Here is a 19,476-nt window from a genome sequence, read left to right on the forward strand (position 1 = left end):
AACAAATGACGTATCTTTGGATACGCGGAAAAAATCACCCGGACCAATCTTGATAATCATATGGAGCAAAGGCAAAAACCTGTTGTGAGTGCTGGCTTTACGTACTCACCGCTGGAGGAGACGTTAGATATTCCACAAAAGAACTCCCGTTTATTTATTGGCATACCTAAAGAGAATTCCTTCCAGGAGAACCGGATTGCATTGACGCCGGATGCGGTCAGTATATTAGCCAGCAATGGTCATCATATTGTGGTAGAACACAAAGCTGGCGACGGCTCACATTTTTATGACACCGATTTCTCTGAGGCAGGCGCCGAGATCCTCTATGACAAGAAGGAAGTATTTAAAGCGGAGATCATTGTAAAATCAGCCCCGCTGAACGATGAAGAAATTGAGCTGCTGCACCCGCATCAGATCGTTATCTCTCCTATCCATCTGGCTGCATTGAAAATAGAACAGGTGCAGAAAATGATGGAGAAAAGGATCACCCTTCTATCTTTCGAGAACCTCAAAGATGATGCTGGCACATATCCGATTGTAAGAGCTATGAGTGAAATAGCCGGTGGCGCCGTGATGCTGCTTGCAGGCCAGTACCTCAGTAACGGCAACAAAGGGAAAGGTATTCTCTTAGGTGGAGTGACCGGCATTCCTCCTACGAAAGTAGTGATCATCGGAGCAGGCATTGTAGGGGAATTTGCTGCCAGAACAGCTATGGCCCTGGGTGCATCCGTAAAAGTATTCGATAACAATATTTATAAGCTGAAACGCCTTCAGAACAATATTGGAGTGCGTATATTCACTTCTGTTATGCAGCCTAAAGTGCTGGCGGAACAGCTCCGCAATGCAGATGTAGCTGTAGGCGCATTGTCTTCTCAAAGCGGCCGTACGCCCATTGTGGTGACCGAAGCGATGGTCAGCAATATGAAAGCGGGATCAGTGATCGTTGACGTTAGTATTGACAGGGGAGGGTGTTTCGAAACATCAGAGATCACCAGCCATGAAAACCCTGTCTTCAAGAAATATGATGTCGTACACTATTGCGTGCCTAACATACCCTCCGGGTTTGCCCGCACCGCATCAGAAGCCATCAGTAATGTACTGATGCCACTGTTGCTGGAAGCCGCCGATGATGGCGGTTTTGAAAATCTTGTGTGGATCAAACGGGGTGTACGTAATGGTATCTATCTCTACAAAGGAGCACTGACCAATTACCATCTCAGTGAAAAGTTCAAACTGAAATATACAGATCTGGAATTGCTGCTTGCAGTGAAAGGTTAGAAGCTGTAACCGGCAAGGACCTGAAGGCTACGAACAGGGGTTTTGCTACCTGAATAAGGAGAAAATCCGTTACCCGTTGTGTACCGTGTCTCTACGTTTATCTTACGGACCTTTACGCCTATCCCGGCCATTGCTGTCTGCTCGTATTTTCGGGGGCCGTCAACAAGCTCCCGGGGATTGGTTTCGCTGCCCATTGAGTTCGCAATTGTCTTTATCAGAAGCCCATTTCCCATCCCCGCATTTATATAAGGTTTTACAAGACCTTTAGTTGGATAAGTGTATCGGACCATCATATTTAGCTGCAGGTAACCAAATGCCAGATGATACTTACTAGCCGGGGATGCGATCCCTTTTCCCTTCGCATCCACCTTTTTATATAGCAACTCTGCCACGAATGAAAAGTTACGGCCACTACGTCCTATAGGTATGTCTACCCATATACCGCCTATTGGCTCTTTAGAATTTTCATAATCTGCCTGTCCTAAAAAAGCAGGCCCACTGAAAGGATAGCTGTTAAATGCAAGTCCACCCATAATACCATATGCCACCGGCTGGCGGTTTTTCTTTTGTACCGTTACGGTATTCTGTGCTCCCTGTCCTTTGTAGTTGTTATAGTCCAGAAAAAGCTTCGTAAGGTTAGCTTCACGGTACGCCACTTTTGCGGCTTTTGCAGCCAGCGCTTTATTATCCGCAAACAGATCCGCTAACTGGTATTTGTACTTTTCATCCTTAAAAATACCTCCGCCGGAAGGGCGATCTATGTAACGCTCTGTGTATACCAGTTCAGTTGCAGGAACATCCTGGGCATCATATATGTAATGCTCTCTTGAATGTACATCTATGTATTCATACAGATTATAGCGCCCTGTTACCATTCTCATTAGAAATACCGGCGTGTCCTGCACGATAGTTGGGAATACCTCCGTCAACTTAGTAAGGCTCTGTTTGGTAATATCTATACTAACCTTCCGGCTCACATATTCTACTTCCGGCTCGGCCACTTTAAATCCTTTGATATCGGCGGGCTTAAAGTGTTGTTCTGTCTTATCCGACAGGCTCTCCTTAAAAACGATCTCCGTCGGCGCCTGATACCAGTTACGGAAATCTATAAACCCTTTCAGCGAATCATTCTGCAAAGTAATGATCACACCAGGTACATAATTACGTTGTGCTATGACCGTACAGGCCATCAGCATACAGCAGAGAAAAAGGGGAACAACTCTCATAAATAATATTGGGATTAATATAAAAAACCCAGGCAGATGACTGCCTGGGCCTTTTCCTTTATTTAAAGAACTAGCTTACACAGATAATTTGTAACCCATGCCTATGGCTACCAGGATGGCTATACCTACCACTATACGATAGTATCCCCATACCCTGAAACCATACTTTTTCAAGGCATTAATAAAGAACTTAATGGCGATCATAGCCACGATAAAAGCAACGATATTTCCGATCAGTAAGAGCTTCAGATTCTCAGTATTTGACATCAGCAGTTCACGGCCTTTCAGCAATTTGTAGCCCGTAGCAGCGGCCATTGTAGGCACTGCCAGGAAGAAGGAAAATTCCGCAGCTACATTGCGGGTCAGCTTTTGTTGCATACCACCGATAATGGTCGCGGCACTCCGGCTCACGCCAGGTATCATTGCCACACACTGCCAGAAACCAACACGCAGCGCCCTGAAAATGTTCATTTCTTCATCTTTTTCTATTGTCGGCTGTTTAAACCAGTTATCCACAAATAACAGCACAATACCACCCAATAGTAAGCTGATACCTACTACCAACGGGCTTTCCAGTAGCGCGTCAATTTTATCTGCGAATAAATATCCGACTATCAACGCAGGTAAAACTGCAACAATCAGTTTTTTGTAAAAATCGACCCTGTTCTTATCGAATACCAGGAACTTTTTCCAGTATAAAACAACAACTGCGAGGATCGCGCCCAACTGTATACAAACTTCGAACAGCTTCGTAAACTCGTCTTTATTGAGATTTAACAATGCACTGGTGATGACCATATGTCCTGTAGATGATACAGGTAAAAATTCGGTCAATCCTTCTACAATCGCAATAATAATCGCCTGCCAGATATCCATGACAATTAAAAGAATTTAAGTATTCAGGTACTGTTTATCAAAAAAAAGGCGATGAGCATTTCATCGCCGTGAACAATTCAATATTTTATATCCGCTCTTATTTAGGCCTGCGCATAATGGCGTAGATCTCTACGATCAGTCCCAATACAATAACGATTGGCGCAAGGGTAATACGACGGAAGCTATATACTTCTGAAGGCTTGAATGAATTGGGATCATCGCTGTTGCCTCCCATCATTAACAGGAAACCCACTACAACGATAGCCAGTCCGGCGATCATGAACTTGTAATTTTCCTTTGCAAAAACAGGGCGTGCGTCTATGCCCTCTTTTTCAGCGCTGATATGCTTGGATGTTTTACTCATATTATCGTATGGTGTAATTATCAGATTAATATAGATCGTCCAGTTTTAAACGTAGGTATTTCATTACTGAACGGTGCGTACTTACCAGTGAAATACAGATACCGATGATGATCATTCCTATGAACAGCACTGCCATCATAAAATAATCCCTCATACCGGCCAGTTCCGGCAGTAGCTGATCAGCGCCATAAACAATACCCATTACCCCGGCAATAGCCAGTATCGCACTCAATGCCCCGTTAATGATACTGCGCAGATCAAACGGTTTGGCAATGAACCAGCGGGTAGCTCCCACCATCTGCATGGTCTTGATCAGGAAACGGTTACTGAACATCGCCAGTCGGATCGTGTTGTCGATCAGTACGATCACTACCAGGCAAAGTAATATACAGATACCTAATATCACCAGTCCTATCTTCCGCACATTTTCATTCAGTTTGCTTACCAGCCCTCTCTGATAGGAGATCTCTCTTACAATGCTCTGTTGTGACAGATTAGCTTCTATCACTCTCAGGCTGTCCGGATTTACATAGCGGGCGTTACCTTTGATGTTGATACTGGCATATAAAGGATTATATTGCAGGAGGGTAATGAAATCCTCTCCAAATTCCTTTTTGAAGCGCTCTGCGGCCATATCTTTGGATACGTACTCAATGGACTTCACATAGGGCCGGGAAGCGATGGAATCGCGCAGGGCAATTGCCTGTTCTTCCTTCACGTTATCCCGAAGAATCACCTGTATTTCAATACTTTCCTTAAAGAATTCGCTCAGTTTATTGGCATGTATAACGATCAGGCCGAGAGTACCCAGTAGAAACAGGACCAGAGCCACCCCAATAATAGAGTAGAGATAGGAAGGTTTGGATTTCTTAGAAGATGATTTGCCGGGTTGCTGCGCCATTAATCTAACCGTTTAATGGCGAAAATAATAAAAATTAGCAGTTATGTTTACTTTTGTCATCCTTTAACGTTATTTTAAGCTCAATGCATGGGCATTCAACAGAAGTCCATGCTCAGATCAGACAGATTATTAATTATTATATGGAATACAATTTCAGGGCGATTGAGAAAAAGTGGCAGGCACGCTGGGTAGACACAAAGGCTTACCAGGTCAGCAACGATAGCCCCAAGCCCAAATGTTATGTACTGGATATGTTTCCCTACCCATCAGGGGCAGGGCTCCATGTGGGTCACCCACTGGGGTATATTTCATCTGATATATATGCCCGTTATAAAAGACTAAAGGGATTTAACGTACTCCACCCTATGGGTTGGGACGCCTTTGGTTTGCCGGCAGAACAATATGCACTGGAAACAGGTCAGCATCCCGCAGTTACTACCGCTAACAACCTGGCAGCCTTCCGCAGGCAGCTGGACAATATAGGCTTCAGTTTTGACTGGGAACGCGAGGTAAAAACCAGCGATCCTGGTTACTACAAATGGACACAATGGATCTTCCTGCAGCTGTTCAACAGCTGGTTCAACCGCTCCCTGCAAAAGGCTGAACGTATTGAAACACTGATCGCCGCTTTTGAAAAGTCAGGCAATAAGGAGTATGAATGCCCGGGCGACCGTAGCATTAGCTTTACTGCTGAAGAATGGAAGCAATTCAGCGAAGCACGTCAGCGTGAGATCCTCATGCACTACCGCCTGGCCTTCCTGGCATTTGCGGAAGTGAACTGGTGTGCTGCCCTGGGTACCGTACTGGCTAACGATGAAGTAGTGAACGGTGTGAGTGAACGTGGCGGTTTCCCTGTTGTCAAAAAGAAAATGAGACAGTGGTTCCTGCGTATCACTGAATATGCCAACCGACTGCTGGAAGGCCTGGATACAGTCGCCTACAGCGATGCCATGAAAGAAATGCAGCGTAACTGGATCGGTAAGAGCCAGGGTGCTGAAGTTACTTTTGCGGTAGACGGCGTAGCCGGCAGTGCAGTGACTGTATATACCACCCGTCCTGATACCATTTTCGGTGTGGACTTCATGGTACTGGCGCCTGAACATGACCTTGTAAGTCAGATCACAACTGAAGCCCAGAAAGCGGAAGTAGAAAAATACCTGGACTATGTACAGAGCCGTTCTGAACGTGAGCGTATGGCAGAGGTGAAACAGATCACCGGTTGCTTTACAGGCGCTTATGTGCTCAATCCGTTCAACGGTCGCCGCATCCCGGTATGGATCTCTGAATATGTACTGGCAGGATATGGTACCGGTGCTATCATGGCTGTGCCTTGTGGCGATCAGCGTGACTTCTCTTTTGCCAAACACTTCAACATTCCGATCACCAACATTATCGGAGAGGCATTCAACGGAGAAGAAGCTAATCCTACCAAAGATGCTACCCTGCAGCACAGCGATTTCCTGGACGGCATGACCATGCGCGCCGCAATGGACGTTGTAGCCGACAAGATAGAGGAAATGGGCATCGGCAAACGCCAGATCAATTATAAGATGAGGGACTCAGGCTTCAGCCGTCAGCGCTACTGGGGTGAGCCATTCCCGATCGTATATAAAAACGGTATCCCTTACGCACTGGACGAAAAAGAACTCCCGGTTACTTTACCGCATGTGGAGAACTATAAACCAGGTGAAGAAGGAGAAGGTCCGCTGGCCAATATTACCGACTGGGTGAATATTGATACGGATACCAAGCGTGAAACCAATACTATGCCTGGTTATGCAGGTAGCAGCTGGTATTTCCTGCGTTATGCCGATCCTAAGAACACTGAGGAGTTTGCCGGCCGTGCAGCGACTGACTACTGGAACCAGGTAGATGTATATGTAGGTGGTACAGAACATGCCGTAGGGCACCTGCTGTATTCCCGTATGTGGACGAAAGCATTGTACGACCTGGGATATATCGGTTTCCAGGAGCCTTATAAGAAACTGATCAACCAGGGTATGATCGGTGGAAACACCCGCCTTGTATACCGCATACGCGGAACAAATACATTTGTTTCCCATGGCCTGAAAGACCAGTATGAAACAGATGAACTGCGCACGGATGTGAACATTGTAGATGGTGTTGAACTGGATATTGCTGCTTTCAAAAAATGGAAGCCAGACTTCAATGATGCTGAATTCGTACTCGAAAATGGCAAGTACATCTGTGGCGTAGTGCTCGAAAAAATGAGTAAGAGTAAATTCAACACTGTCAACCCGGATGACGTTGTAGAAAAGTTCGGTGCTGATACTTTCCGTATGTATGAAATGTTCCTCGGACCAGTTGAACAATCAAAACCCTGGGATACCAAAGGTATTGAAGGGGTACACCGCTTCCTGAAAAAGCTGTGGCGCCTGTTTGCCGACGAGCAAAAAGGTATCATCGTGAAAGATGCTCCTGCTACACCTGAAGAACTGAAAATACTTCACAAGACTATCCAGAAGATAGACGCTGATACCGAGAATTTCTCTTACAATACGGCAGTAAGCCAGTTCATGATCTGCGTGAATGAACTGAGCAGCCTGAAGTGCAATAAGCGCAGCGTACTGGAACCTGTACTGATCCTGCTCGCGCCTTATGCGCCTCATATCGCAGAGGAACTGTGGCACCAGCTGGGTAATACTACCAGTATCCTGGACGCTCCTTATCCTGTATTTGAAGAAAAATATACCAAAGAGAGCGCCTTCAATTACCCGATCGCCGTTAATGGTAAAACACGTACAGAGTTAAGTTTCGCACTCGATGCCGACAATGAGTCCATCGAAAAAGAAGTACTGACCAACGATGCCATTCAGCGTTGGATGGAAGGAAAACCGGTTAAGAAAGTAGTGATCGTAAAAGGCAGGATGATCAACGTAGTTGTCTGATCCTGAATAAGATAAAATAAAAAAAGGCGTCTCATGGCTAATGAGGCGCCTTTTTTCATTTATCTTATTCAGGAGATAGTGTTACGTACCTGCATGATATAATGCGGGTACCTATTTGATCTGTATCAAAACAGGACTCTACAAGCTTTATACAAGCTTTATCTTACGTTCATCTTACGTTCAAAGACGTAAGATGAACGTAAGATAAAGCTTGTATAAAGCTTGTAGAGTCCTTGTTTAATCCTGAAATGGTATACATCTCAAAGATATTGTAACCTTTTTTAAGGAATTAGCTACACCGGTCCCAGGCTGAGTTCTCACATAAAGCGCACTTTTTGTATTTTGCCGCCCTCAACCCATCAGCATGTTAGAAAAGATCCTGGCGCGTTATCAGCCCTTTCAGCCTGTAGTATTATTTGATCCTGAAAATGACAGGCTATTGCCTATGGACTTCACTGACAGGAATACGACCCTTACAGCAGAAATCCTCGATGATACCCAGAAATTCACAGATTATGTAAACCAGCAACTGGCGCAGCATGAATGCATCTTCGGAATAGGAGGTTATGCAGAACACCGCACTATCTATTCCCGTAGCAATCACTTTTCTACAGCTGATGAACCTCGCCGTCTGCACCTGGGGATTGACATCTGGGGAGCACCCGGTACACCGGTATTTGCCCCGATGGACGGCACCGTACATAGTTTCCGGTTCAATGATATCCACGGCGACTATGGCGCGACTATCATCCTTCGGCACCAGCTGGAGGGACATGTTTTCCATACCCTCTATGGCCATCTTTCCCTGCGCGACCTGGAAGGCCTGCATGAAAATATGCGGATAGCAGCCGGTCAGATCATCGCACATTTCGGAGATATCCCGGAGAACGGCCACTGGCCTCCTCACCTGCATTTCCAGATCATTACTGATATGGAAGGCAATCATGGCGATTACCCCGGGGTATGCCGCTATAGCGAAAGAGAAAAATACCTGGCCAACTGCCCTGATCCGGACATCATCCTCCAGATGGTGCCTTAAAAACTACCTGCGGCTGCTAACGGCTGTTTTGTCTATCCGGGAAGGAGTATCCTTGCCATCTACAATAGAGGTAGCACTTGTCGCGATCGCCTGTATAATACTGGTGATATTATCCAGGTCCATGCTTTCCATTTCATCGTTCACGCTGTGATACAGGGTATCTTTATCGATCTGTGTTGTGGAGATGGTATGTGCGGGTACGCCCAATCTTGCCAGTGTCGCATTGTCGGAACGGTAAAAGAGTTGTTGTTCCGGATAAGGATCGGGATGGAAACGGAATTTGGAAGAGGCCAGATTACGGCCTAATATCTGCCCGAAATCAGAGCGTTCGTAACCGGTGATAAAAGCGCTGTTTTTGCCGAATTTAGACTCTTTACCGATCATTTCTATGTTGAACATCGCTACGATCTTTTCAGGGTCTAATTGGCGGGAAAAATAGCGGGAACCATAACCGCCTATCTCCTCCCCTGTGAAAGCAACAAAAAGAATGCTGCGTACCGGCGGATGTTCTTTGAAGTATTTAGCCAGCATTAATACAGCGGTCACACCACTGGCGTCGTCATCAGCGCCGTTCGCGATGCTGTCCTGCTCTACAGGCGCCAGTATACCAATGTGGTCATAGTGACCGGAGAAAATTACATATTCGTCCGGTTTTTCGCTACCGGTGATCATCCCCGCTATATTACAAAGCGGCAGGCGGGTAACCTCCTGGCCGGCCCGGACAGACCAGTTGTTAACGGCTTCTGCCCCCTGTTTTAAGATAAATACTACGGTAGATGTGCTATCCTGTTTCTCGCTGCCTCGTTGCAGTAATCCTTTGGCGTACTGTGTAAATTTTTCGCTCTGTTCACTGTCCACCCATACGAGTGTATTATGTGCGGCACGTTTCAATTCCCTTACCTTATTGTCAAAGTTGTCGGCGGCACTGATCTGTGCTACTTCCACTTTTGTGTCCTGTGTCCAGCTGATATTACTTTCAACGCCGGAAACAAACAACCTGTCTCCCGAAGCCGGCTGTCCATTCAGGACCAGGTCCAGGCGCAGAGGTTTGGTATCGTATTGAAAAAAGGATTGTCTGAAATCATGGTCCCCCGCCAATGGCTGCAAGCCAGCTGCTGCAAATTCCTTTTCCAGGAATACGGCGGCCTTTTCAGCACCTGGTTTAAAGGTGGCGCGGCCCTCCATATCATCGGCGGCCAGGGTGGATAAGATGCGCTTAACTTCTGATTTTTTGATCTTTTGTCCCTGGGCCATGAGGGAGACGAGGCATAGGGCAGGTAGCAATGTATAGTACTTTCTCATATTGGTATAACCTTTCAGGTTGTTGTTGTTTATTGGCAATGTATAAATATACCACACAATGTATTACCGGCACATTGGAACAGCCATATTTTTGGTAACTTTCACCCCGATATGTCTAATCCGCTAAGACCAGAAGAAAACCGCCAGAGCGCGGCAGAAAAGGAGTTTGAGAATAGCATCCGGCCCCGGGAGATCGTAGATTTCTCCGGGCAGGACCAGATCATTGAGAACCTGAAGATATTTATCAAGGCAGCCAAATTAAGAGGTGAAGCATTGGACCACATCCTGTTTCATGGTCCTCCGGGATTAGGAAAGACAACCCTTTCCCGTATCGTGGCAAATGAAATGGGCGTAAATATCAGGGAAACTTCAGGGCCGGTTATAGAAAAGCCGGGCGATCTCGCAGGCCTGCTTACTAACCTGGAAGACAAGGATGTACTCTTCATCGACGAGATCCACCGGCTTAGTACGGTGGTGGAAGAATACCTGTATTCAGCCATGGAGGATTACCGTATTGATATCATGATAGATACCGGTCCCAGTGCACGCTCCATACAGATCACACTGCATCCGTTTACACTGATAGGCGCAACCACCCGTTCAGGTTTACTGACGGCGCCATTGCTATCCCGCTTCGGTATTAAATCCAGGCTGGAATATTATAGTGCCGCTACCCTGCAGAAGATCATCTGGCGTGCATCGGGATTATTGCAAACAAAGATCACTTCAGATGCTGCTATGGAAATAGCCCGCCGCTCCAGAGGTACTCCTCGTATTGCCAATGGATTGCTGAGACGTGTGCGCGATTTTGCACAAGTGGTAGGTAATGGTACCATCGACCTGGAAATAGCTCAATTCAGCCTGAAAGCACTGAATGTGGATGAATACGGACTGGATGAGATGGACAACCGCATTCTGCAGGTGATCATTGAGAACTTTAAAGGCGGGCCGGTAGGTATCACCACCATTGCAACAGCTGTAGGAGAAGAAGCAGGGACCCTGGAAGAAGTGTATGAGCCGTTCCTGATACAGGAAGGATTTATAAAACGTACGCCACGAGGAAGAGAAGTTACAGAGAAGGCGTATATGCATCTGGGCAAAGCCCCGAGAGGAGGCGCTCCAGGCATGTTATTCTAATCTAACTAAAAAATAAAAGGGAGCGAAAGCTCCCTTACTTGTTTCCTCCATATAACACTCTATATCCATGTCGGAATGACGTCCGGCGCAATAGTATTCCTCCTGAATCCTTGATTGAGCTTTTAATTCGTGTGCACCGGTACGTTATCCCTCCTCCAACAGAGTAAAGTAAGTGTAGGCTTTAAACAGTTTATTACATTACAAAGAAAGAATGTTCAGCACTGATTGTTTCAGGTACCTGGTGATCGTTCAGCATCTGTTTCAGATCTCGTTCAATATTCCTGGATATCGTTGTCATTGGCGTATCCGTAGGTTTATTATCAAACGGGTCCTGCAGATGTATCGCCATCTTTTCTATCAGTAAAAAAGAAGCAGCAATAGCCACTACCATTGGAACTTCTATCAGGCCGAAATACTCTATCAGTGCAAACGGCAACAGCAGTATGAAGAAGTTCATGGCAAAATGGATGTAAAGACTATAAGTAGCCGGGAAGACCGTATTCTTGATACGCTCACATTTACCCATCGCGTCACACAAACGGCTTAAGGTCTGGTCCAGCTGTACCTGTTGGTATTCATTGATCCAGCCCTGCTTCAGTGCATAGTTTAAGTCGCGTGCATGCAATTCAAGCAATCCCATAGGGATGTTGTTATACCTGCATACGTGAGATACTTCTCTTTTCGGGATATGCCTGTCAAGACCATCCCTGCCATCCAGTCCACGAAGGGACTGACTCAGCGCATAACACCAGGCTATCTGCCTGCGTACCATACGTTCTCTGAAATGGCTGATATCTTCTGCATTGTAAGAGTTGTCTATGAATGAGAGCACCTGCCTTGAAAACGTACGGGAATCATTTACGATAGCGCCCCATATTGTTCTTGCCTCCCACCAACGGTCGTACGCCTGGTTAGAACGAAAGGCCAGCAGCAGTGATATGACGGTCCCCATGATCATTGGTACGGACAGGGGAATAGACATATCTTTCAGATTGAACTTGTCGTGCAGTAAAACTATCACCAGAGTATATACCGCTACTAACAGGATCTCGTATTTTATTTTCCCGAAAACATACTTTAACGGGATGTTTTTCTTCAGTAACATCTTGTAACGGTTTTATGATTTTTACACTTCAAATAACTCAGACATCGCAGATACCAGGTATTTCTCTTTTCTTGGCGCCAATGGTATCTGATGTACAGGGTACTTGCTTTTTCTTATCAGCTCTGCAGGATTATAACTGTTTGCTCCTGCTTTGCGGAATTCTTCTTTCGCTGCACATGCTATTATATCGATGTTATGATATAACAGGAAGTTGCGGAACAAGCCTTTACCATTACCTATCAGAAATTCGGTTTTCAATGAATGAATGACAGATGCATATTTATTTTTGATGATCTCGCAGGCATCTTTATAATCTTCTGTGATGAGATCATAGTGAGATGATCGCCTGGATAACATCATGAGGTCCATTATAGAACCAGGCATATCTATAGCGTGCATCAGGACAATATTAAGTGGTTCACCACCAAAGCGCTCAACCACACCGTGCACTACACGAAGAGACCGGATAGAAAAATCTGTAGGAATCAATACATGCTTCATGGGTAATTATTTTGACACAAAACTACCAGCATGAGATTAGCAACAGGTAAGCTTAAGATAAAAGCAACTTAAAAAAAGGGTAAAAATGCAGTAAGAAAACACTGTTAAGGTAAGAGAGGGGTCAAAAAGTGGTAAGAAAGCGGTAAGAAGTTAATATTATCATGAACGCGAATATGTAGGCAGGGTGATCCTTATTTCAGTGCCCTGGTTCTCCCGGCTATTCACGATGATATTGCCACCATGTAAGCGGATGATATTACGGGCAAGTGGCAGGCCGATACCATATCCTTTATATCCGCCTGTATTGGAAGCACGGTAAAAAGGGTCATAAATAAAAGGCATATCCTGGGCAGGGATACCAATACCATTATCTTTAATGATGATGAGATTGTTTTTGTCTGTAGCTGCCAGTGCGATAGACGCAGGACGGTTATCAGAATATTTACAGGCATTCTGTACAATATTGCTCAATGCCAGTTGTAATAGTTGTGCATTCCCCAATATGACCAACTTATCTTCTTCTTCCGGCAGCATAGTATAGTCAATCGCTACCTTGTTCTCCGGGTTGATGCGGTCTATGGTTTCTTTTACGGTGAAGATCAGTTCATCCGTACGTATTCTGTCAAGATGTTGTTTTTTACCATCAAAACCGGTCTGGGCGAGGCTCAGCAGGCTTTTCGTAATATGCTCCAGTCTTTCTGCCTCTTTTAATATTACAGACAGCGACTGCCGGTATTGTTCTTCGGGGCGTTGCTTATTCAGCGCCAGCTCAGCTTCTCCGATGATGGCTGTTAGCGGTGTACCCAATTCATGGGAGGCATTACTTACGAAGTTATTTTGTGTTTCAAAAGCTGTTTCAAGGCGGTCCAGCATGTTATTGAAGGTAAGGGCCAGCTCACTCATTTCATCTGTACTGTCGGCCGTATCGAGGCGCAGATGGAGGTTGTGCGCCCTGATATCCTTAACGCGGGAAGTGATCTTTCGAACCGGCCGCAGAATGTAACGGGAGAAGAAAAGCCCGGCTGTTACCACTACTACGGCAGCAATGGCCATACATATCATCAGCGTTCTTCTCAGCTCTGTCATAAACTGCTGACCATATACGTTACTTGCAGAGACGATCACGATGTATCTCCCTGCTTCATTTTCAAATAAGACGCCTTCGTAGAAGATGTCCCTATAGCGGTAAGTAGCCTTCCCTTCCGTCTTTACTCTGTTATAGAAATTCTTTTGTAATGGTTTAAGTCCGGGATCAAGGGGTGCAACGCCGGTGGTATCCAGTCGTATAAAATATTCTCTCTCGTGTGGTAAACGTTCCAGGTGCTCATTACGGATCTCAGCATATGCGGCGCTGTTATCCTTATCTGTTGTAAATCTGGCCCTGGCGGCTATATATGCCCTGATCTCAAGGCGTTTGTAGAAGTCATCGAAAGACTGACGGTTGATAAGAAAATAGGCAAAAGCCGCCATCATCAGGATGATGGAGACTGTGAGCGCAATAAATAAACCTAATATCTTATTACGTATGGTCATTCTTCTTCTTTAAGCATATATCCCATTCCTACGACCGTCTGGATCAGCGCCGGCTGTTCCTTACGGTTCACTTTCTTACGGAGGTAATTGACATACACGTCCACTACTTTAGTGTTCATATTAAAGTCGATGCCCCAAACATTTTCCAGGATCTCCATTCTGGACAGCACGCGGCGCGGGTTTCTCATCATGTATTCGAGTAGCCGGTATTCAGTGGCTGTCAGCACGATGTTTTCGCCGTAACGGCTGGCACTTTTAGTATTGAGGTTCAGCTCAAGATCGGCTACTTTCAGCACGTTGCCGGGAGTACTATTACCGTTGCCGGGGGGCGTATTGGCGGTAGTATCAGGAGTGCGGCGTAAGAGCGAGCGTATGCGCGCCAGTAGTTCGGCCTGTTTGAAGGGCTTAACGAGATAATCGTCAGCACCACTGTCCAATCCCGCCACCACGTTCTCTGTAGAACCAAGCGCGGTGAGCATCAGTATAGGCGTAGCGTCCTGTTGTTTGCGCAATTCCTTACAAACAGCTATACCGTTCATACCTGGCAACATTACATCCAGGATGATCAGCTGAAAATTGTTTTCCATTGCCATCTGCAAACCGGACTGCCCGTCCAGCGCCACGCTCACGTCATACCCCGCTTCCGTCAGGTAGCGGCGTATGAATGAGACTACTGAGGGTTCATCTTCTATGAGTAAAAGTTTCATCACATCTCTGAAATGGTTTGCAGAAACAGAAAGCTCCGGGCGGAGACTGAATGGTCAGACCTCTTCGCCGGGAGCTTCCCGATATATTGTCTTAATAAGATCAATCTTTAACTACCAGGCGGAATCCGTTACCATGTATATTGACGATCTCGATATCCGGATCTTCCTTTAGGTATTTGCGGAGTTTGGCGATATAAACGTCCATGCTACGTCCGTTGAAATAGGTATCACTACCCCATATTTTCTTCAGTGCAAGCTCTCTTGGCAGCAGGTCGTTCTTATGCTCGCAGAGCATGCGTAACAGTTCATTTTCTTTTGGAGACAGCGTGTGGGAATCACCATCCCTTGTAAGTGTACGCAGGCGGGCGTTAAATGCATAACGTCCGATCTTGAATTCATGCTGTTCTTCCTCTTTGCTGTTCAACTCCTGGTTACGTTTCAGGATAGCCTTTATTTTCAGCAGCAGCAATTCGCTGTCGAACGGCTTGGCGATGTAGTCGTCTGCGCCCAGTTTATAGCCATGGATCACATCTTCCTTCATTGTTTTAGCCGACAGGAAGAACAGGGGAATATCCGGATCTACGTCACGGATCTCTTCTGCCAGCTTAAACCCGTCCATATTGGGCATCATGATGTCCAGCAGGCAGATATCAAATTTTTCACGTCTGAACGCGGCCAGTGCGAGTATACCATCACGGCATAATTCAACATCATAGTCATTCAGTTCCAGATAATTCTTCAGTACCATTCCGAGATTGGTATCATCTTCCGCCAGCAATATTTTGGGTTTACGCTCTTCCATATTCAATAAAGTATTAATGTGCAAACAAATATAGGTATTATTATAGTCAGCAACAGCCAGGCCCTTGCATACAGAACGTTAAAATTAGGTAAAAAAGAGGCGAATACGCCGGTTTGAGGATTATTTACTGATGAGGGATGTGAAGTTATAACGCAGGTTCTTATAAGCCACCATATCCACTTTAATACTGCCTACAGAGATGGGGCTATCAACACGCAAGGGCACTTTGTTAGCATCATCGCTTACCCATACGGTCATTTTTTCCCCTCCTTCAAACATGGTCCCCTTGATCAGTAAGGGGGCGAACTTGATAGAGCGGAACTTTCCGAACTTGGTTTCTACTGTCTCCTTACCGATATAACGGATATAGATATTGTAGATCTTATCATCGAGGAACATGTCAAACGGTATCTTATCGCCTGGCTTATACTTATCGAAATTGATATTCCTGGCGTAATAGATGGCGCTGATCACATCCTGGATACAGGGCGGGGTCTTGGTGGTAGCCTTGTTACTGACAGCGGTATTGCCGATATGATCGAAGGTAACGTTCTGATTTATCTTGTAGCCGCCCTCATCGACGTTCCTGATAAAGCGTTGAGGTAACAGTGTAGCGGTATCGATGTAGCTTTCGTATCTGTCTCTTACTTTGAAGAACCAGTCATAGGTACGGAATGTTTTACCATCGCCGGTTACATGATAGACATCTTTTCCGTTCAGTTTCTCGAGCTGGCAGTTAAACACGGCTTCACCGGCGCCGACAAAGAGTTTACCGAGGTTATAATAAACTTTGAATGTGATACTTTCACCAGCCCTGAAGCTGGTATTGGTAATTCCGCAGAATTCGTTCTGTGCAATTGCGGGGCGGATAGCGGCCAGACTAATGATGATTAGTAGAAGACACCTCATTGATGAAAGCTATTTTTCCTTAAAAATCTTTATTCCCAGCAACAACACACTTCCCAGGATGGCTGGCAGAACCAGGTTAATAAACCAGATACATACAGTGGCAGCGATAATTCCCGGACTATTGGTGCTTAGTAATCCCATAAAGTACAGGCTGACCTTTCCCCGGAGTCCAAGTTCCGCAATAGCGATAGTAGGTACAAGGGCCATTACAAGATAAACAACAGCATTCATCAAAAAACCTTGCCACCAGAGCATCTCCACGCCTAATGTGTCTAGCAAAATCAAATACTGTGCCGAGAAGACGACGTATCTGATGGCGGAAAGCAGTAGCAAATGCTCGAGGTCACCGGCTGAGTAACGAACAATGATCTGCACAAAGATCCGGGCTTTTCTCAACAATGGGATCTTTTCAAATATCGCCAGGATGATCTGCAACCGAAAATATAACAATATGACCAAGGCGCAAATAACTATTAGCAATCCCAGGAGGATTTTCTCCCAGAAATGGGGGGCGAAATAGCCGTTTCCCTTCACCAGCGGGAATTTGTTGATGTAGTAACATAAACCAATTAACCCAAATATAATAGTGACGATAAGCTGGCTGAAGCTACCTACCATAGTAGCGGCAATGGCTTTCAGCTTACTTCTGTTATTCCTTAGGTATAATACCCGCCCTCCATACTCACCTATACGGTTAGGGGTATTGATGGAGAAAGATACTCCTGACAGTACGGCGCTGTATGCCCGGAGGAAAGATATATGTTGTAACGGTTTGACCAGCAGCTGCCATTTGCGGGCCTCAAGCCCCCAGTTGAGGAACATACCTATCATCACAAGCAGCATGGCTATTCCACCCTTGTTCTTCAGGGTTTGGGCCATTTGCCACAAAGATGCCTTCAGATTGGGCTGGTGCAGCAATTGTGTATAGATGGAATAGGCTAACCAGGTAAAAAGCACTGCTCCCAGCAGGTAATTGAGAATTATTTTGGTATTTTTGTTCAGACATCAAGATTTTGGCAAAAATAAACTGTGGTTGGCAAACAAGTCAAAAATAATTCTGGGCATTGACCCCGGTACACTTGTGATGGGTTATGGACTGATATTAGTGGAAGGCACTAAAGCCAGCCTGCTGGAAATGGATGTGCTGAAGCTATCCCGTCATAAAGACCACTACGAAAGGCTACAACTGATACACGCCCGTGTAAATGAACTGATACGTGTGCACAAACCGGTTTCCTGCGCTATTGAAGCTCCTTTCTTTGGTAAGAATGTGCAAAGTATGTTAAAGCTGGGCCGTGCTCAAGGCGTTGCTATAGCCACGGCAATGCAGGCAGGAGTGCCTGTTACAGAATATTCTCCCAAAAAAGTAAAGCAGTCTGTTACTGGCAATGGTAACGCAGATAAGGAACAGATTTGGCAGATGTTACAAAGAATATTACATTTCAAAGAGCGACCTGAATTTCTGGATGCTACCGATGCTCTCGCAGTTGCGGTATGCCATTTCTTCCAGGAGTCCAGCGTCTTACCGGATACACGCAAAGCCAAAGGATGGGAACAGTTCCTTCAACAGAACCCCGAAAGAATTGCAGAATAATCATTAGTATGACAGATAATTCCAGGTTTAAGGCTGACGTTTTTCCAGAAGTTGATAAATTGTATTTACTTTGGATTAAAATCCTCATAAACGCTCCCAGACGGTAATTGGGGCTTTACACCATGGAAGTATGGTATTTATATAATCAGCATCACAAGCTATGAAAGCAAGAATCCTATTGGTGGAAGATGATCAAAATGTTGGTGCGGTAACAAAGAAACGATTAGAAGAAGCGGGCTACGATGTGGTACATAGCACAGACGGACAAATGGCCTGGGAGCAGTTCCAGTCGCGGACCTTTGACATATGTTTACTGGATGTTGTTATGCCGAAAAAAGATGGCTTTACACTGGCAGAACAGATCCGTAGAAAAAACGACTTCATTCCCATACTCTTTCTAACCTCGAAAGCACTGGATGAGGATAAGATCAAAGGCTTCAAAACCGGCGCAGACGACTATATTACCAAACCTTTCAGTATGCAGGAACTCCTGCTGCGCATTGAAGTATTCCTGAAAAGGAGTAAAACTGCCAATAGCGTTGCGGCGGAAAAGCGTACCCAATACAATATAGGCAAACTGACATTTGACTATAATGACCTCATACTCCGTGAAAAGAACGGAGAAGTTTCCAGCACTCTTACCCAAAAAGAAGCCGACCTGCTGAAGTACCTCTGTGATAATGCCAATAAAACCCTTAAGAGGGAAGAAATATTATTTCATGTATGGGGTAAAGATGATTACTTCCTGGGCCGCAGCATGGACGTATTCATCACTAAACTCAGGAAACACTTCCGGTCAGACCCCTCTATCAAACTAGAAACCCTTCATGGCGTAGGGTTCCGGTTCAACGTTCCAGGTCAGCTGTGATCAGCTGCTGTATTGCCCTGAATTCTTCTTCTGATAACTTCAGCTTGGGCCGTGAAAAGTTCATATCATCTGCCGTATTGATAGGTATCAAATGCATATGTGCATGTGGTACCTCTAAGCCGACCACGCTTATACCTACACGATTGCAGGGAAAATGGCGCTCTAATGATTCCGCTATAGGCTTTGCAAACAATAACAACTCTCCTAACAGATCATCCCTCAGATCAAAAAATTTATCAATCTCTATTTTAGGTACTACGAGCGTATGACCTTTTACCAGTGGAAAGATATCCAGGAAGGCATAGAAACTATCATTCTCGGCTATTTTATAACTCGGGATCTCACCTTTGATGATCTTTGTAAAAACAGTCATGGGTCCTCTTTTTAATGGACATAAAGGTATAAAAAAAAGGCCGTCCTTGTCC

The 19,476-nt window shown here is 45.4% G+C and carries 19 protein-coding genes; 6 read left to right on the forward strand and 13 right to left on the reverse strand.

Annotation, left to right across the window (positions count from 1 at the left end):
• Positions 1 to 60: 60 nt before the first annotated feature.
• Entirely contained in the window at positions 61 to 1,278 is a 1,218-nt protein-coding gene (locus C7475_RS08565; RefSeq protein ID WP_110052957.1) for an alanine dehydrogenase, read from the forward strand.
• Here C7475_RS08565 and C7475_RS08570 read toward each other — a convergent pair.
• The 4 genes from C7475_RS08570 to C7475_RS08585 all read right to left on the reverse strand — a co-directional run bounded on the left by C7475_RS08570 (position 1,275) and on the right by C7475_RS08585 (position 4,645).
• On the reverse strand, positions 1,275 to 2,504 hold the full coding sequence (locus C7475_RS08570) for an outer membrane beta-barrel protein (protein ID WP_110052958.1): 1,230 nt from the start codon (positions 2,502 to 2,504) through the stop codon (positions 1,275 to 1,277). The two genes, C7475_RS08565 and C7475_RS08570, sit on opposite strands and share 4 nt — an antisense overlap.
• A gap of 75 nt (positions 2,505 to 2,579) precedes the next feature.
• On the reverse strand, positions 2,580 to 3,380 hold the full coding sequence (locus C7475_RS08575) for an undecaprenyl-diphosphate phosphatase (protein WP_110052959.1): 801 nt from the start codon (positions 3,378 to 3,380) through the stop codon (positions 2,580 to 2,582).
• Between the two features lie 97 nt (positions 3,381 to 3,477).
• Positions 3,478 to 3,744, reverse strand: coding sequence for a DUF3098 domain-containing protein (locus C7475_RS08580; RefSeq protein WP_110052960.1), 267 nt, complete (start codon positions 3,742 to 3,744; stop codon positions 3,478 to 3,480).
• A gap of 25 nt (positions 3,745 to 3,769) precedes the next feature.
• On the reverse strand, positions 3,770 to 4,645 hold the full coding sequence (locus C7475_RS08585) for an ABC transporter permease (RefSeq protein ID WP_110052961.1): 876 nt from the start codon (positions 4,643 to 4,645) through the stop codon (positions 3,770 to 3,772).
• Positions 4,646 to 4,785: 140 nt separating this feature from the next.
• Here C7475_RS08585 and leuS point away from each other — a divergent pair, with 140 nt between their 5' ends.
• Positions 4,786 to 7,554, forward strand: a complete 2,769-nt coding sequence (gene leuS, locus C7475_RS08590) for a leucine--tRNA ligase (protein WP_110054013.1) — start codon at positions 4,786 to 4,788, stop codon at positions 7,552 to 7,554.
• A gap of 364 nt (positions 7,555 to 7,918) precedes the next feature.
• Entirely contained in the window at positions 7,919 to 8,593 is a 675-nt protein-coding gene (locus C7475_RS08595) for a peptidoglycan DD-metalloendopeptidase family protein (RefSeq protein WP_110052962.1), read from the forward strand.
• Between the two features lie 3 nt (positions 8,594 to 8,596).
• On the opposite strand, the gene C7475_RS08600 is transcribed toward C7475_RS08595, so the two are convergent.
• A complete protein-coding gene (locus C7475_RS08600) occupies positions 8,597 to 9,895 on the reverse strand; it encodes a M28 family metallopeptidase (RefSeq protein ID WP_146217512.1) in 1,299 nt (432 codons plus the stop codon).
• A 111-nt stretch (positions 9,896 to 10,006) separates the two neighbouring features.
• Here C7475_RS08600 and ruvB point away from each other — a divergent pair, with 111 nt between their 5' ends.
• Positions 10,007 to 11,032: a Holliday junction branch migration DNA helicase RuvB gene (gene ruvB / locus C7475_RS08605; protein WP_110052964.1), complete on the forward strand. Its 1,026-nt coding sequence runs from the start codon at positions 10,007 to 10,009 to the stop codon at positions 11,030 to 11,032.
• Positions 11,033 to 11,225: 193 nt separating this feature from the next.
• On the opposite strand, the gene C7475_RS08610 is transcribed toward ruvB, so the two are convergent.
• The 7 genes from C7475_RS08610 to C7475_RS08640 all read right to left on the reverse strand — a co-directional run bounded on the left by C7475_RS08610 (position 11,226) and on the right by C7475_RS08640 (position 17,591).
• Complete coding sequence (locus C7475_RS08610) at positions 11,226 to 12,137, reverse strand: bestrophin family protein (RefSeq protein WP_110052965.1); 912 nt, start codon at positions 12,135 to 12,137, stop codon at positions 11,226 to 11,228.
• A 21-nt stretch (positions 12,138 to 12,158) separates the two neighbouring features.
• Entirely contained in the window at positions 12,159 to 12,638 is a 480-nt protein-coding gene (locus tag C7475_RS08615) for a hypothetical protein (RefSeq protein WP_110052966.1), read from the reverse strand.
• Between the two features lie 159 nt (positions 12,639 to 12,797).
• Positions 12,798 to 14,171 carry a HAMP domain-containing sensor histidine kinase gene (locus C7475_RS08620; protein ID WP_110052967.1) on the reverse strand — a complete coding sequence of 458 codons (1,374 nt, stop codon included), beginning with the start codon at positions 14,169 to 14,171 and terminating at the stop codon, positions 12,798 to 12,800.
• Positions 14,168 to 14,878 (reverse strand): response regulator transcription factor, encoded by a 711-nt coding sequence (locus C7475_RS08625; RefSeq protein ID WP_110052968.1) that lies wholly within the window; start codon positions 14,876 to 14,878, stop codon positions 14,168 to 14,170. The genes C7475_RS08620 and C7475_RS08625 overlap by 4 nt, the downstream gene beginning before the upstream one ends.
• Before the next feature lie 100 nt (positions 14,879 to 14,978).
• Positions 14,979 to 15,680 (reverse strand): response regulator transcription factor, encoded by a 702-nt coding sequence (locus C7475_RS08630; protein WP_110052969.1) that lies wholly within the window; start codon positions 15,678 to 15,680, stop codon positions 14,979 to 14,981.
• Between the two features lie 120 nt (positions 15,681 to 15,800).
• Complete coding sequence (locus C7475_RS08635; protein WP_110052970.1) at positions 15,801 to 16,589, reverse strand: DUF3108 domain-containing protein; 789 nt, start codon at positions 16,587 to 16,589, stop codon at positions 15,801 to 15,803.
• Positions 16,590 to 16,598: 9 nt separating this feature from the next.
• Positions 16,599 to 17,591: a lysylphosphatidylglycerol synthase domain-containing protein gene (locus C7475_RS08640; RefSeq protein ID WP_110052971.1), complete on the reverse strand. Its 993-nt coding sequence runs from the start codon at positions 17,589 to 17,591 to the stop codon at positions 16,599 to 16,601.
• Between the two features lie 31 nt (positions 17,592 to 17,622).
• Between C7475_RS08640 and ruvC the strand changes: the two genes are divergently transcribed.
• The gene (gene ruvC, locus C7475_RS08645) at positions 17,623 to 18,183 is read left to right on the forward strand and encodes a crossover junction endodeoxyribonuclease RuvC (protein WP_233259798.1); all 561 of its coding nucleotides are present in this window, start codon (positions 17,623 to 17,625) and stop codon (positions 18,181 to 18,183) included.
• Positions 18,184 to 18,343: 160 nt separating this feature from the next.
• The gene (locus C7475_RS08650; protein WP_110052973.1) at positions 18,344 to 19,051 is read left to right on the forward strand and encodes a response regulator transcription factor; all 708 of its coding nucleotides are present in this window, start codon (positions 18,344 to 18,346) and stop codon (positions 19,049 to 19,051) included.
• Here the strand turns inward: C7475_RS08650 and C7475_RS08655 are convergent.
• A complete protein-coding gene (locus tag C7475_RS08655) occupies positions 19,029 to 19,424 on the reverse strand; it encodes an HIT family protein (protein WP_110052974.1) in 396 nt (131 codons plus the stop codon). The two genes, C7475_RS08650 and C7475_RS08655, sit on opposite strands and share 23 nt — an antisense overlap.
• Positions 19,425 to 19,476: the final 52 nt, after the last annotated feature.

Source organism: Chitinophaga sp. S165, from assembly GCF_003182155.1.
Classification (GTDB): Bacteria; Bacteroidota; Bacteroidia; order Chitinophagales; family Chitinophagaceae; genus Chitinophaga.

Bases quoted from the DNA above. Each gene is read 5' to 3' on its own strand.
- leuS (WP_110054013.1), top strand. From the start codon at position 4,786: ATGGAATACAATTTCAGGGCGATTGAGAAAAAGTGGCAGGCACGCTGG.
- C7475_RS08650 (WP_110052973.1), top strand. From the start codon at position 18,344: ATGAAAGCAAGAATCCTATTGGTGGAAGATGATCAAAATGTTGGTGCG.
- C7475_RS08575 (WP_110052959.1), bottom strand. From the start codon at position 3,380: ATGGATATCTGGCAGGCGATTATTATTGCGATTGTAGAAGGATTGACC.
- C7475_RS08620 (WP_110052967.1), bottom strand. From the start codon at position 14,171: ATGACCATACGTAATAAGATATTAGGTTTATTTATTGCGCTCACAGTC.
- C7475_RS08635 (WP_110052970.1), bottom strand. From the start codon at position 16,589: ATGAGGTGTCTTCTACTAATCATCATTAGTCTGGCCGCTATCCGCCCC.
- C7475_RS08600 (WP_146217512.1), bottom strand. From the start codon at position 9,895: ATGAGAAAGTACTATACATTGCTACCTGCCCTATGCCTCGTCTCCCTC.
- C7475_RS08610 (WP_110052965.1), bottom strand. From the start codon at position 12,137: ATGTTACTGAAGAAAAACATCCCGTTAAAGTATGTTTTCGGGAAAATA.
- C7475_RS08625 (WP_110052968.1), bottom strand. From the start codon at position 14,878: ATGAAACTTTTACTCATAGAAGATGAACCCTCAGTAGTCTCATTCATA.
- C7475_RS08630 (WP_110052969.1), bottom strand. From the start codon at position 15,680: ATGGAAGAGCGTAAACCCAAAATATTGCTGGCGGAAGATGATACCAAT.
- C7475_RS08595 (WP_110052962.1), top strand. From the start codon at position 7,919: ATGTTAGAAAAGATCCTGGCGCGTTATCAGCCCTTTCAGCCTGTAGTA.
- ruvB (WP_110052964.1), top strand. From the start codon at position 10,007: ATGTCTAATCCGCTAAGACCAGAAGAAAACCGCCAGAGCGCGGCAGAA.
- C7475_RS08585 (WP_110052961.1), bottom strand. From the start codon at position 4,645: ATGGCGCAGCAACCCGGCAAATCATCTTCTAAGAAATCCAAACCTTCC.
- C7475_RS08615 (WP_110052966.1), bottom strand. From the start codon at position 12,638: ATGAAGCATGTATTGATTCCTACAGATTTTTCTATCCGGTCTCTTCGT.
- C7475_RS08655 (WP_110052974.1), bottom strand. From the start codon at position 19,424: ATGACTGTTTTTACAAAGATCATCAAAGGTGAGATCCCGAGTTATAAA.
- C7475_RS08565 (WP_110052957.1), top strand. From the start codon at position 61: ATGGAGCAAAGGCAAAAACCTGTTGTGAGTGCTGGCTTTACGTACTCA.
- C7475_RS08580 (WP_110052960.1), bottom strand. From the start codon at position 3,744: ATGAGTAAAACATCCAAGCATATCAGCGCTGAAAAAGAGGGCATAGAC.
- C7475_RS08570 (WP_110052958.1), bottom strand. From the start codon at position 2,504: ATGAGAGTTGTTCCCCTTTTTCTCTGCTGTATGCTGATGGCCTGTACG.